Raw genomic sequence first — 13,548 nt, 5'->3', positions numbered from 1 at the left:
CCACCACGCGTCAGCCGCGGGCACCGTGACGGTGGTCCATCCGTCGTGGGCGGGCAGGTGGGAGGTGAGGCGGCCTGCGGCTATGTCGTCGCGGGGAAGGTGCTGGTGGCCTTGCTCTGTGCGAACGTGGCCTCGATCGGAAGCTCGGCGTGTCACTTCATGCCCTCGCGGAGACGAAATCCCAAGCAGCGATCCCGGTAGCCCGGTTTCACCCGCTGCACCGGGCGATGCGACCGGCGGCACGGCGGTAGATGGTCTTCACGGGCGAGCGGCGCTGAGCCCGTACTGTGCCCGGTAGTCGGTGATGCCGCGTAGAAGCGCACGCACATCCGCCTCGCTGGTGTAGTAGTGCACCGCGAGGCGCAGAACGTCCGCACGGGGGCTGGCGACGATGTGCCGCTCCGACAGGAAGGAGGCCATCCGGTCAGGGTGGTCATCGCGGAGAGCGACCTGTGGGCCGCGCTCATCAGCCGGGAAGGGTGAACCGATGTGCTCGCCCATCGCTGTCAATTCCGTCTGAAGGTGCCCGGTCAGCGCACTGACATGAGAGGCAACCGCATGAGGGCTGACCAGGGAGAGCAGCCGCATGCCGGCGACCGCACCGTACACGGCCGGTATGGGAGGCGTGCCGGTCTCATAGCGCCTCGCGGCCGGGGCGAAGTCGAGCTGCCGCGGGTCGAAGCAGAACGGGTCGACGCGTCCGAACCAACCGGTGAGCTGCGGTTCGAGGTCCCGGCGTGTCCCTTTCCGCACGTACAGGAAGGCCACCCCCGGTATGCCCAGCAGGTACTTCAACGAGCCAGTGACGAGGTAGTCGCAGTCCAATTCGCGGACATCGATGGGCTCGACACCCGCTCCTTGATACGCGTCGACGAAGACCTGCGCCCCTCGCTCGCGTGCGAGGGCGGTGATCTGCCTCACTGGGAGCCGATGTCCGTTGCGGTAGCCGATCAAGGGAACCGAGACCAGACGGGTGGTGTGGTCGATTGCCCTCTCGTACTCCTCGACCGTAGTGAATCCGTCGGGGGCCGCAGCGAACTTCACCCGTGCGCCACGAGCCCTCTGAGCCAGCCACACGTGCGCGATCGAGGGGAACTCGACCAGAGTGGTGACCACGCTGTCTCCCGGTGACCAGTCGATTCCCGAGACCACCTGATAGGCGCCCTCCGAGGCGCAGGACACCAGCGCGATCTCATCGGCACGGGCCCCGATCAAAGACGCGAAGCGGCTGCGGGCCTCCTCGACTCGCCGGGTCCACTGAGGCCAGGGGGCACCGAACTCGACAAGGCTGCTCTGGAACTCGGTGAGTGCCCCCGTCAGCGCGTCGGAAAGGGCGCCCTGGCTGCATGTCGCGAAGTAGGTCTTCCTCTCAAGTACGGGGAAGTTGGACCGGAACTGCTCGGCATCAACAGACATCAGTCGCTTCGAATCCTCAGGCTCAGGCAGTGGCATCGAGCAACTCCCGCAGCTTGTCGAGCGAGGCCCTCGCGCTCGTCGCACCTGGCCGTGGACGGGCGGCACGCAGGTCGCTCAGCCGGGACAAGTTCTCGATCACCACGTCCAGCGGGGGCCCGCTTGCTGTCAGGTCGCTCTGCTGTTCCGGTGGGGCGTAGGTGGCCGGTTCTTTCAGGAACGGCCCGACGAGCTGATGATGGTGGAACGCATAGGCGGCTCCAAACCGCCGGCACACGGAGAGGAAAAGATCGGCGTTGTCGCGCAGTTGTGGCGTAAGGGGGCCGTCCGCTGACTCCCGAATGAAGGCGTCCAGCAGTGGCTCGGTTGCGGTGGTCGTTCGCAGCAACGCCTGCTCCTCGGGCGGCATGTAGGGGTACTTCTCCGCCAGTACCGCTTGGTAGAAGGGGTCATACGGCGAGCAGAGACCGAGCAGTACGTCTATGGAGTTGATCGCCGCGAAGTCACCGGCGTTCGCGCCTCGGTACTCGACACCGCCGACGCGGTACGGCTTGAAGTACGGCCTGATGTTGAAGAAGAATCGTTCGGTGTCCAGTTGCTTGCTCAGCACCTTGCTGAAATGCAGCACTTCGTCGAGACCTGTCAGCGCGTCCTGGAGCAGGTATGCCGCCAACGGACTGGACACCCCGAGTTGCGAAATGCGCCCGAGCGAGGTCGCCGTCCGCTGGTAGGCAAGGGCGGCCAGCGCGTTGTACGTGATGAAGGTTCGTTCGTCCTCGAGTGAGGTGAAGGTACGGAACCGGTCACGGACGGCTCGGTTGTAGAACGCCTGGTGGGCGAAGACGAATCTGGGCGCGACACCCAGTGACGAACCGAGGAGGCGGGCGAGCGGCCACGCGGCGGCCTGTGCCCCGTCAATCTCGTGACGACGACACGCGCCAAGGTAGTAACCCACAGAACCCAGCAGTTCGTAACGCATGTGCGGATCCTGGGGCATGGCGCGGCTATCGGTGATCCGGCGAGCCAGTTCCGCACCTTCCCGCATGAGCCGCTGTTTGATGCCGTCGAGTTCCGCGCAATCGAGCAGGATCTGTGTCCTGGCCGCGAAATATGCCTCCTCCAATTCCGTATTGAGATGGGCGAAGTCATTCCTGATCCACCGGTCGAAGTCGGCAACGGCACTGCTCACCGGACGTAACCTCCATAGCCATCGGTCACCGGGCGCCGGTGCGGACGGACCAGCCCCCGAGTGGTGCTCACACCCATGGTGATCACCCGAATGGCTCGGTCACCAGTACCATTGGGCTGCCTGCTAACCGGACCAATCAGAGGATGTGGCAGTGGGCGAAAGTGGCGAGGGAGCCGACTTCCTCCAGTTGCGGTCCGCTTCAGCTCCCGCCAAGGGGCTGACTGGCTGGTTGGTGGAGGCCGTGCGTACGGCGATCGCCGACGGGCGCCTGAAGGACGGTATGCGTCTGCCTGCCACACGTCTCCTGGCGGGTGATCTCGGCATCTCGCGCGGTGTGGTGATCGAGGCGTACCGGCGGCTGGCCGAAGAGGGGCTGATCACTGCGCGAGTCGGTGCGGGCACCGTCGTCAGTGCGCTGCCGGCGCCCGCACCCCGGCCTGCGCCGACGGAGCGACGGCTCCGGCCCGCGACCGGGGTCCCGCGCCTGCCCCTGCCGCCGGCGGACGCACTGGTGGACACGGACCTGTCCCCGGGCGTGCCCGACCTTTCAGCGTTCCCCCGTGCCGCCTGGCTTCGCGCGGAGCGAGAGGTACTCGGCAGGGCCACTGCAGCTGACCTCGCCTACGGCGATCCCCGAGGCTCTCGAGAGCTCCGGCAGGAACTGGCCGGGTGGCTTGGGCGCACACGCGGAGTCCGCGCCGACGTCGATGACATCATCATCGTCAACGGAGTCGCGCAAGCCCTGGCCCTTCTCGCCCAGACCCTTCGGCTTTCCGGCATCTCTGAGATCGCTGTGGAAGATCCGGGATCTCGAGGGGCGCGCGAAGGACTGGCCCACTGGGGCCTCAGACCAGTGCCGGTTCCAGTGGACGAAGAGGGGATGCGCGTGACTGAGTTGGCGCGCACCGGTCTGCGTGCCGCGCTTCTCACACCCGCGCACCAGTTCCCGACGGGCGTGGTCCTGGCGCCGCGGCGACGCCGGGAGCTCATGGAGTGGGCCGGGAATGGCGCCCTTGTCATCGAAGACGACTACGACGCCGAGCACCGTTACGACCGAGCACCGGTGCCCGCCCTGCAAGCCTCGGCTCCTGAGCACGTCGCCCATGCCGGCAGCATCTCCAAGACGCTGGCCCCGGGCATGCGGCTGGGCTGGCTGATCGCTCCACGAAGCATGCAAGAGGAACTGATCGACGCAAAACACGCGAGCGATCTCGGCTGCCCAGCGCTGCCCCAACTCGTACTCGCGCATCTGACGGCGAAGGGCGACCTCGACCGGCACATCCGCCTTACCCGCAGCCGCTACAGAGCACGGCGGGACGTATTCCTCACGTCCCTGCGGAGGGCGCTCCCCACGATCGATGTCCAGGGGGTCGCTGCCGGTCTGCACCTTCTGATCACCTTTCCCGATCTCAACGGTGCGGTTGAGGACACCGTGCTTGCCGACCGAGTTCGGCGTGCCGGTGTCCTCACCCACCCGCTTTCGTGGCACCGCGTGTGCCCGGGTCCCCCTGGCCTCGTCGTGGGCTACGCCTCCCATCCGGCCGGCCGACTACGGGATGCCGCGGATCGCATCGCCGCCACGGTGCGGCAGGTACTGTCTGCGGATCCTGCGGTGGCAGACGGTGCCAGCACCCAGGCCAAGGGGCCTCACTGACGGGATGGGGAGAGTCGGCCGTCGAAGGTGATGTCGAAGGCGTTCAGGGTGGTGTTCCAGCGTATGCCCAGCGGTCCTGGCCCTTGCCGGTAGGGTCCAGCGACATGGCGGCCATGCAGATGCACTTCAGGGCGGTGGTCTCGTTGGGGAAGTGGCCGCGGACCGTGACCGCCCTCCGGATCCTGGCGTTGACGAACTCGATCGCGTTCGTGGTGCAGACGATGCGACCGATCTTGGTGTCTGAGCGGAGGTACCGGGGGGAATTCCTCCCACGCGTTCTCCCAGAGCCGGACGATCGCCGGGTGGGCTTGCGCTCGTAGCGGCGGTGGAGTCGGCGGTAGGCGCCGAGCCAGGACATCGTGCGTTCGATGACCCAGCGGTGGTGCCCCAGACGTTGCGAGCTGTCCTGGCCTCGGCGTGCGATGCAGGGTGTGATGCCGCGGGTGCGAAGCCATCTCCGCAGGTAGGGGTAGTCGTAGCCCTTGTCGCCGTGGAGTTTGTCCGGGTGTCGTCGGCGTGGTCCGCGTCGGCTGCGGACCGGGCGTATCGAGGCGATCAGGGGCTGCAGTGCGAGGCTGTCGTGGGCGTTGGCTGCGGAGACGGCCACGGCGACCGACAGGCCGGACCGGTCGGTGACGAGGTGGATTTTCGATCCGTTCTTGCCGCGGTCGGTCGGATTCGGTCCGGTCAGGAGCCCCCTTTGAGGGCCCGAACGCTGACCGAGTCAACGGCGAACCGCGACAGACCAGCTCGCCGCTTGCGCCGAGTTCGTCCAGGAGGACCCGGTGCAGACGGGCCCAGACCCGGTCTGCGCAAGCTCTGGGAAGCCCCGATCGAGTCTCAGCAGAGCCCCGCCTACTGTCCAAGCTGGGGAGCGGTACACCGGTCTGCGCGATCGCACCTACTGCTTGTGGGGGCGCGGAACATTGATCACCATGGGCCGAACGTGAACATGGCCTGCCTGGGAGAGGATCGCCGCCTGGTCCAACAGATCGACCAGCAGCTGGTCAGGCTGGAGCTTCCTCGCCCGGGTCTTACGGCTGTCCCCTGTGGCAGTCCAAAGATCGATGGGATACCAGCCAACGATGTAGATGCCTGCGTCCGTCCCGGCTTCGGGTAGATACCTGCCCACCAGCTGTTCTTTTTGAGCCGTGGGAACTTCATCGTTCCAGGATCCCTTGACCTCGATGACCAGTTTTATGGACTCCCTCGAAGCGATGTTGGGGTCGTCACCCGGTGAGAGCAGCGCCTCGATGAGGAGGTCAGTGCGGTCGCCGGCACCGTATGGATCGGTGGGGTGGATCAGCACCTCACGGTTGATCGCGACGCGGTGACCGGCCAGCCTCAGACTCAGCTCGTGCGTGAGGTAGGCACACAGGGCTGCTTCGGGTTTGGGGCGCCAGACGTCGGGGATTGCTGGGTTGTCTGCCGACGGCTTTCGAGGAGTCTTCCCCGGTGTACGGTCCCATAGCAGTTCGCAGTGTGCGGGAAGGTCCTGACTCATGTCCTCAAGGGCCTCCTGCACCATGTCCAAGAGGTCCGTGCTGGTGCGGATGACGCGTCGCGCTGGATCCTCCAGGAGCCGTATCACGTCCTCTGCGCGCACTTGACTCCAGGTCGCAGCGGCATGTTGCTTGGTCGCCGCGACGAGTGCTGCGGCGATGGCCAGTCGATTGGGGTACTGGGTCGCGAGTTGGCGCAGTTGATGGACCGCCTCAGCCGTGGCTCGTCGGCTTAGCTCAGGGAGCAGGCGGTCTCTCCATTCTCGGGCTCGCTCATCAGCGTCGATCCAGCGCGCGCCGCGAAGGGGCCGGTCCCCCTCGGGGTCGTACAGGCCGCTGAGCCAGAGGTACAAGTCCGCAACACCGGCCTCACTGAGGGAGCTTTGAATTCGCTCCGTCTCAGTCCTGGCGCACGCTTCGGCCAGTCTGCGGCCGAGCTCCGCGTCCGTTGCCGTCAATGCCTTGACGCGTGGCCAGTACGCGTCAGCGTCTGCGGTCACCAGGGCCTGGGCGGCGAGGGCTGCGACTCGTGTGGTAAGCGGAGTTTCCCGGGGCGCGTCGAGGATGCTGTCAATGATGCCGTGCACGGTCCTGCTGTCGGTGGTGAGGAGAGAGGCCAGGGTGCTGTGCCAGGTCCGCAGCGCGGCCTCACGTGCCTCATCTCTCTCGGGCAGGCGTATGGGCAGGTCTTCGCTTGTTGGTGAGCCTGTCTCGCCCTTGCCCGTCGACTCGGGCACGAGCCGGAGGCAGGTGGAGAGTTCAGTGGCGAGGTGCTCTAGGGCCGTGCGCAGTTCCAAGGCCCAGCGCGGGTCGACGGGGTTGAGTTCGATGGGCTGTTGGCCTGCCGTGAGCGCGGCGTGAGCCGCCTGGGCGACGCGCAGAGCCAAAGATTCAGGGGCGTGACGGGCTGCCAGACGCAGCAGGTCCACCCGTGCGGGTTCCATGTAGCTCGTCGACATGCCCAGGTACTCGGTGAGTATGGCGGCGGTCCACGAGCCCCACACCGAGTCGGGCAGTTCGAACAGGCGGTTTGTTCGGTGGAGCTCGGTCAGAAGGGCGTATCCGGCCCATGAGCACTTGTTGCGGCGCGAGTGTTGCAGCCAGGAATCCGCGCGGTCATGTTCGGTTGTGAGATAGCGAAGGGCTAGCTCAGGGAGGTCCATCAGATCGTCGTCGAGGGCTACGGCACCCGGCCAGGTTGACATGGCGTCGGATGCGTCCTGCACCAGCTTTCCCGTCCGCGGGTCCACCCGTAGGCCCCAGACGAACTGCCACAGACTGTCGTTGTCCCCCTTCCTAGCCTCACCGAGGAGTCGCACTTGCTCGGCCATGAAATCCGCTGCTTCCGGCCAATGCTTCTTGCCGACGCTGTGGTTGCGGCGCAGCGCCTGAGCGAGACGGCTGTCGAGGGATATCGCCTCGTAGAAGGAACGTACATATGGCCAAGCCGGGTGCTTGTCGTCATAGGCCAGTTCGAACGCATGGTGGTCGTCGGGAGGAAACGTGCAGGAGGCCAGCTCGCCGTAGACCTGGATGTGCGCCTCGTCGTCGGACGCCGCTGCCTGGCTTGTCCGCTCCAGCATCCATGGGAAGTCCTTCCGATCCACGAGCTGGTGACGGATAGCTGGCTCGGGGGCCGAGGGTCCGTCGAGCCGCAGCGATGGGCGGCGTTCCCAGTCGTACGCGATCAGGCAAGCCGCCTCCCGCGGGTCGAAGTCTGCCCGCACGGCTTCCGTGACGAGGGCTTGGGTCAGAAGCCTGCGCAGTGATTGAGTCTCCTGGGTTTCGTGCCCGTGCTCGTCGGGTTGCAGGCAGTCCGGGACCTCGACCTTGTGGTGATCACGGAGTAGGCAGATGATGATCTTCGCCAAGGTGTCCGTGTACTGAGCCGCGTCCGGGGCCCGGAGCGCACGATCGATCACTCCATTGATTAGCGAGATCTCGAAGCGGTCATGAGTGAAGACGTAGCCACTGTCCGGCTGGAGGATCGCTCTATGTGCCCAAGCCAGGAGATCGGGCAGATCCTGGTCTCTGCACTCCCGGGGCATGGTCCTCAAGAAGTGGGCGAAGTTGCCGTATAGGTCTGGGGACGGGGGGCGAAGGGCGGCCAGCATCGTCGCGGCGTCCAGATGGTGCGGCCAGAGCAGGCTCAGCAGGGTGCCTCGCAACTCATGCTCGGGGTCCACACGCTCGGCGTAGGAGAGATCGGATAGCGAGTCGAGAGTCCCAGCGAGGACAGGCGCGGCACGGTCTGGGTCACACGTGAACGCGGCGCGCGCCGCCAGACGACGTTCCGTCTGGTGCCACGCGTCGTTCCTCACCAGCCGCAGCAGCCCATCAGCCAACCTGGGGTGAGCCGTGCCAGCCTCCTGGGCCAGCTGGATCGCCAGGCGGATTCGCGCTGTGGTCTGCCAGTCGGCCGCACCTTCGCCGGGGGTCGTCTCCAGCACGTCGGCGAGCTGGTCAGCGAGCCCAGGATGGCGCAGGTCCCAGCGAGAGAGTTGCCATCTTGTGTCGCTCAGTTCGACCTGTGCTGCACGTTCCAGCAGCCTGCTCACGGTCAGTCGGCGGACCTCGTCGGAACGAACCAGAGCGCTGTGAACCGCCAGGCTTTCCGGATCGGCGGTTGCCAGCCAGCTGCTGGCAGAGGGCTTCATGGCCACCAACCAGGCGGCAGTCTCCCGCAGAGGTGCTGGGATTGTTGCCGTCTCTCCGTCCGGTGAGCCGATCAGGAAGAGGTTCTCCAGCTGCCGCGGCGTGGTCTTCCGATCGGTCAGGTACCGGGCAGCGAGATAGGCCGCTACGGAAGAATGCCGGAAAGCCATCCTGTCGTCGTCCGGTGCTGTGAACAGCGCGGTAGCCAGGCATTCCTCTACCACCTGGGGCGTCACCCCGAACGGACCAGAAGCGGTTCGCTCCTTTCCACCCGCCAGTATCTCGCCCGCCAGATCGTATGTGCCGGCCTCGAAGGTGGCACCGCGCCAAACGGTACGGTGGCCGGACAGCAGCATCCACGCGGCCACGCGTCCCGCTACCGCCAGGCGCTGCGGGGCCGTGGTGATCAGGGACTTCTTAAGTCTGCGAGCGTCGCGGTCTTCAGCAAGCCGTGCCACACCGCGAGCAAACAACTCTTCTGGCAGCCCGTGCAGCTGGCCGTCAGCCCGGTAGGTCATGACCAGCAGTTCCAAGGTCAGCGGTACGCCGGCCAGCGCGGCGGCACCCGCCGCCTCAGCCGCCGCCACCAAGTCTTCACCCGGCACGCCGGCGCTGTCAGCCAGCGCCACAGCCTCCTGCCGACTCAACGGAGCGAGATCAACGCACCGACAGGCACCGAAAGCCTCGGACAGCACAGGCGTCAGCGTCGCCGGATAGTCGGCCGTGCGACAGGCCATGAGAAACCGAACCCGGCTGAGATCCCGGCCACTGAGCGACCTTCTCAACCGCCTCGGCAGGTACGGCAGAAGTGGGCTCTCATCAGCCTGGTCCAGGACTACCGTCAGAACTCCACCACACCCGGTGGCGTCTCCCTCCGGAGGCAAGGAGGCAAGATGGTTTCCGAGCTCCTCCTGGTAGGAGAGCTCGGTAAGGTCACCACCCGTCACCCAGAGGCACGCGTCGGAGTCTCCGTCCCAAGCATCGACGACGACGCGGGGCAGCCGATCTGTGAGCTGTGTCAGCACGGAAGTCTTCCCGGCGCCCGGCTCCCCCAGCACGATCATCGCGCCCGCCGCCGCGACCACAGAGGGAAGCGCCAGGGCTCCCTCCCGAAGCCGCCCGGCCTCCCTGACCACGTGATCATCATCCGCACGGAACGCCTCGGCGACCTGCGGGATCAGATCTTCGGCGGCGGCACGTTCCCCGCGCACCCTGCACACCCGAGGAACCTCAAAGCCAAACACATAGCCTGCCACTCCCCCATCCTCTCAGCGCCCACTGACAAGCACCTCTGTCGGCCCTGTGCTGACCCTTGAGCGGCCCTGCGATCAAGCTGAGCAGCGGCCACATGCTGGGGCTCTCCGCCGTGGAGCAGGACCGGACACGGTGACGGCCATCCGGGCCGCCAAACCCTGGGCTCGTGGCAGCTTGCACCCCGCCACCACCCACTGATCAACCCCCACACGAGCGGCCCCTCCGTCGGTGGCCCAGCCAGACTGAGGAGCGGGTACGCGCCCGGGACGAATCAGGCTGCTTCCCAGAGGCCGGCATCCAGAATGCGGGCGGCCTTGGTGATGCTCCCCGGCATCAGGTGCCGGTAGGTTCGATACGTCTCCTCGATGGACTTGTGCCCCATCCATTCGGCGACGTCGGTGATGGGTATGCCGCTCCCGAGCGCGTTCGAGGCGAAATAGTGCCGGAAGCTGTACATACCGACGCCGTTCTCCGCGGGGAGGTCCTTGAAGAGTCTCTGCACACGACGGCGTTCCATCGGCTCCGTGTAGTAGCCGCTCGGGCCGCGCAGAAGGTAGCCGTCCTTGGTGGTGCCGTGCTGCTCCTCGTAGCGCTCCAACGCCTCCTTCACGGAGCGTGGGAGTGGAACCTCCCTGAACTCGCCCGCCTTGCGGTGCTTCAGCTTCGCCGGCTTGTGCGTGTTGGAGTGAATCTGCTCGTGCACCCTGTAGACGTCGTCCGCCGCAATATTGTTGACGTTCACCGCCCGGGCCTCACCGTTGCGCAGGCCGCAGCCGACCATCATGACGATCTCAAGCGCGAGATCGTCGTCGGCCACAGTCAGCGCCTTCTTCACGTAGGTGAGGGACGGGATAACCACCTTCTGGCGAACGTACTCCGGCTCTTGGACACCCTTCACCCGGGTCGTCTGCCATGGCGCCCTTGCCATAAGCGTCTCGCAAGATGGCCTTGAGGGTGCGGAATATATTCACCTGATTTCCGCGACCGACCTTGTCGGCCTCCAATTCGTCCAGGAAGCGCTCGACAACGATCGGCGTAACGGAGTTCAGCTTTCGTGATCCGAGTCGGGGGACTATGTGCACATTGATCGAGCTATCGACGTGCTCGCCCGTGGAGTACTCCGTCATCTTGCGCTGCCGCGGTCGCCACTGCTTCGCGTATTCCTCAACCCTCTGCTGGCCCAGCTCACGGCGGGCTTCGGCGACGGATGGCGCCGTGCTCTTCTTCTCTGCGTAGATCGCCGTGAGGCGCTCGATCGCGTCGTCCTGCGTGTCGTACCCGGACTCCTCGCGCTGCTTGCCGAGCGCGTCCCTGAAGCGAATCGTGTACGGGTGCGGGCAGCGGGTGGGCTTGGCGCAGTCACATTCATGCACAGGAGCTGCGCAGAGGCGGAAGGTCAGCAAGCGGAGCCAAGGCTGCGACGCATGCTGACCTTTTGCTGACCTGAGGAGCCTCTATCATGCCCCTGACCTGCGCAGACGTCTAAATGCTAGATCTTGGAGAAAGAGTACGCAGCACTTTGGACTCCCTGAGGACGGCTCCCTGCCTGCTTTCTGCAGGTCAAGGGCGGTGTCGACTGTACACCGGCGCCCCCGTCCGATGTTTGTGAGGAACATCGCTCCGGTCCCGCGATACGGGCCCCACCTGGACTTTCGCGCCGCCGCCGACGCCTGTTCAGGCAATCCTCCGGGAACGCCCGGCGCCTCATGCTGACTTACCTGATGAGCCATCACCCAGGTCGGAGACCTTCCCAACCGAGCGTGCGAGGGTTACGTCCCGCCCTTCCCCCTCAGGGCACTGCCAGGACAATCTTCCCGAGTGCCTGGTGAGAAGCGAGCCTCCGCACGGCCTCGTAGGCGGTGCGGAAGTCGTATCTGCTGTCGATCAGCGGCTGCACCCTGCCGTCGAGGAGAGCGGGCGCGAGCGCACTCACCGCCCCGGAGAGGACGGCACCGAGCTACTCGGGCCGGGAGAATCCGAAGGACACCCCACGGACACGCAGGTGCCGGTACGACAGGACGTCCAGGTCGACGCCGGACTCGGCCCGGTCCAGGCGGCCGATGTTGACCACACTGCCGTCGACACTGGTGGCCGGCAGGCACTCGGCGACGGTTCGGCCTCCGGCATGGTCCAGGACGAGGTCGACACCCTCGCTGTCGGTGCGCTCCGTACGATGCTGCGTGTCCGCCGTATTGAACGCCCCCGCACGAGCGGGGTGCTCCGAAGAGGGCGGTCGAGTACACCCTGGAGCGGGTCTGGCTCCCGCGCCAGCGTGGGCATTCCGCCTCCGTACCTTGAGAACTGAACAAATGATCCTCCGGTCCCCCCGCGAGCAAGGGTGTTCTGGCGCTGGCCCACGTGACCACGGAGGCCCTGATCCGGTCCCTGCGCGAGCGGGGGTGTTCCGTCGAAGCCGGCGGCGATGGCCCGCAGCCGGGTGTGGTCCCCGCGAGCGGGGGTGTTCCGTACTCCTGCAGCCCGGCCGCCTGCTTGGCAGCGTGGTCCCCGCGCGAGCGGGGGTGTTCCGGTGCTGACCGCCTCCACCAAGGACCTGTCCACGTGGTCCCCGTGCAAGCGGGGGTGTTCCGGTGCTGACCGCCTCCACCAAGGACCTGTCCACGTAGTCCCCGTGCAAGCGGGGGTGTTCCAGATCCGGGCGCTCATCGCGGCGCACCGTCCTTCTGCTCCCCGCGCGAGCGGGGTGTTCCGGACGCCCCCTTTCGGGGTCCTCGGCCTGGATGAGTGGTCCCCGCGCAAGCGGGGGTGTTCCGTAATCCCAAGGGAAGTCGGGACCCGGGTCGGAGTGGTCCCCGCGCAAGCGGGTGTGTTCCGGCGGTGAACGGCTGGCCGTCCACGGTGGTGCAGTGGCCCTAGCTGTATTGCCCTGTGAGGTTGGGGACGCGGCTGGCGGGTGGTTTGCCTGCGAGTGCGGTGTGTCCGCGGTGGTGATTGTAGGAGTGCAGCCATTGCGGGAACGCGTCGCGTCGTTCCTGCTCTGAGGTGTAGGGGCGGGCGTAGGCCCACTCGTCGAGCAGGGTGCGGTTGAGGCGTTCGACCTTGCCGTTGGTCTGGGGCCGGTAGGGCCGGGTTCGCTTGTGGGTGATCCCTGCCGCCGTCAGCATGTCGCGCCAGGTGTGGGACTTGTAGCAGGCGCCGTTGTCGGTCAGGACGCGTTCGACGGTAATCCCGACGCTGGTGAAGTAGGTGTGTGCGCGGGTCCAGAAGGCGGTGGCGGTCTCCTTCTTCTCGTCGGCGAGGATCTCGCTGTAGGCGAGGCGGGAGTGGTCGTCGACGGCGGTGTGGAGGTAGCTGTAGCCGGCGTTCTTGCGGGTCTTGCGGCCGGCCTGGCGGCCGAGGGCCTTGTGACCGCCGCCGTCGGGGATGTTGCCGAGTTTCTTGATGTCCACGTGGACCAGCTCACCGGGGCGGTTGCGTTCGTAGCGGCGTATGACGGCCCCGGTGGCGCGGTCCAGGTGCGTGAGCCGGGCCAGGCCGAACCGGGTCAGCACCCGGTGGACGGTCGAGGGGACCAGGCCCAGATGGTGGGCGATGCGGGCCGGGCCCCACCGCCGCAGGATCCGGACTTTGATGATCCGGCGTTCGGTCCGCGTGGGCGTCCGGCGCGGGCTGGTGTGCGGGCGGGACGACCGGTCGGTCATCCCGGCCTCGCCCAGCCGCCGGTAACGGTCCGCCCACCGCTGGGCCGTGGTCGGCGAGACCTGGAAGCGTTCCGCGGCCCGGCGCAGCGGCCAGCCGTCCTCGACCACACAGCGGGCCAGGCACAGGCGTCCGGTCTCGGTCAGGGGTGCATTACGGTGGACCACGAGGGCCTTTCGGTCGGTGTAGACGTCGCAATCCACACCGAACCCGGAAGGCCCTCA

Annotated in this window: 8 protein-coding genes and 2 pseudogenes; 1 reads left to right on the top strand and 9 read right to left on the bottom strand. The window is 66.5% G+C overall.

The genetic code is table 11. The features are described 5' to 3' along the window. Positions 1-258: 258 nt before the first annotated feature. Positions 259-1,416, bottom strand: a complete 1,158-nt coding sequence (locus ACIRB4_RS10845) for an aminotransferase class V-fold PLP-dependent enzyme (RefSeq protein WP_403289875.1) — start codon at positions 1,414-1,416, stop codon at positions 259-261. Positions 1,417-1,438: 22 nt separating this feature from the next. Next, entirely contained in the window at positions 1,439-2,602 is a 1,164-nt protein-coding gene (locus ACIRB4_RS10840) for a monodechloroaminopyrrolnitrin synthase PrnB family protein (RefSeq protein ID WP_403289874.1), read from the bottom strand. 151 nt (positions 2,603-2,753) lie between these two features. On the opposite strand from ACIRB4_RS10840, the gene ACIRB4_RS10835 reads away from it, so the two are divergent. Continuing rightward, the gene (locus ACIRB4_RS10835; protein WP_403289872.1) at positions 2,754-4,256 is read left to right on the top strand and encodes a PLP-dependent aminotransferase family protein; all 1,503 of its coding nucleotides are present in this window, start codon (positions 2,754-2,756) and stop codon (positions 4,254-4,256) included. Here the strand turns inward: ACIRB4_RS10835 and ACIRB4_RS10830 are convergent. The 7 genes and pseudogenes from ACIRB4_RS10830 to ACIRB4_RS10800 form a co-directional block, all read right to left on the bottom strand. Further along, a pseudogene (locus ACIRB4_RS10830) lies at positions 4,250-4,555 on the bottom strand (transposase); the annotation flags it as partial. The gene ACIRB4_RS10835 and the pseudogene ACIRB4_RS10830 overlap by 7 nt on opposite strands. A gap of 2 nt (positions 4,556-4,557) precedes the next feature. Next, a pseudogene (locus ACIRB4_RS10825) lies at positions 4,558-5,059 on the bottom strand (IS5 family transposase); the annotation flags it as partial. Between the two features lie 98 nt (positions 5,060-5,157). Next, a complete protein-coding gene (locus ACIRB4_RS10820; RefSeq protein WP_403289871.1) occupies positions 5,158-9,669 on the bottom strand; it encodes a hypothetical protein in 4,512 nt (1,503 codons plus the stop codon). 269 nt (positions 9,670-9,938) lie between these two features. Further along, positions 9,939-10,502, bottom strand: a complete 564-nt coding sequence (locus ACIRB4_RS10815; protein ID WP_403289870.1) for a tyrosine-type recombinase/integrase — start codon at positions 10,500-10,502, stop codon at positions 9,939-9,941. Then, complete coding sequence (locus ACIRB4_RS10810; protein ID WP_403289869.1) at positions 10,459-11,070, bottom strand: hypothetical protein; 612 nt, start codon at positions 11,068-11,070, stop codon at positions 10,459-10,461. The genes ACIRB4_RS10815 and ACIRB4_RS10810 overlap by 44 nt, the downstream gene beginning before the upstream one ends. A 386-nt stretch (positions 11,071-11,456) precedes the next feature. Continuing rightward, the gene (locus tag ACIRB4_RS10805) at positions 11,457-11,600 is read right to left on the bottom strand and encodes a zinc-binding dehydrogenase (protein WP_403289868.1); all 144 of its coding nucleotides are present in this window, start codon (positions 11,598-11,600) and stop codon (positions 11,457-11,459) included. A 937-nt stretch (positions 11,601-12,537) separates the two neighbouring features. Continuing rightward, positions 12,538-13,491: an IS481 family transposase gene (locus tag ACIRB4_RS10800; RefSeq protein ID WP_403289867.1), complete on the bottom strand. Its 954-nt coding sequence runs from the start codon at positions 13,489-13,491 to the stop codon at positions 12,538-12,540. Positions 13,492-13,548 lie beyond the last annotated feature (57 nt).

Source organism: Streptomyces sp. NPDC093600 (assembly GCF_044764755.1).
Taxonomy (GTDB): Bacteria; Actinomycetota; Actinomycetes; order Streptomycetales; family Streptomycetaceae; genus Streptomyces.
The sequence above is the reverse complement of the archived record's forward strand: the minus strand, read 5'-3'. Positions and strand labels throughout refer to the sequence as shown.

Bases quoted from the DNA above. Each gene is read 5' to 3' on its own strand.
- ACIRB4_RS10845 (WP_403289875.1), bottom strand. From the start codon at position 1,416: ATGTCTGTTGATGCCGAGCAGTTCCGGTCCAACTTCCCCGTACTTGAG.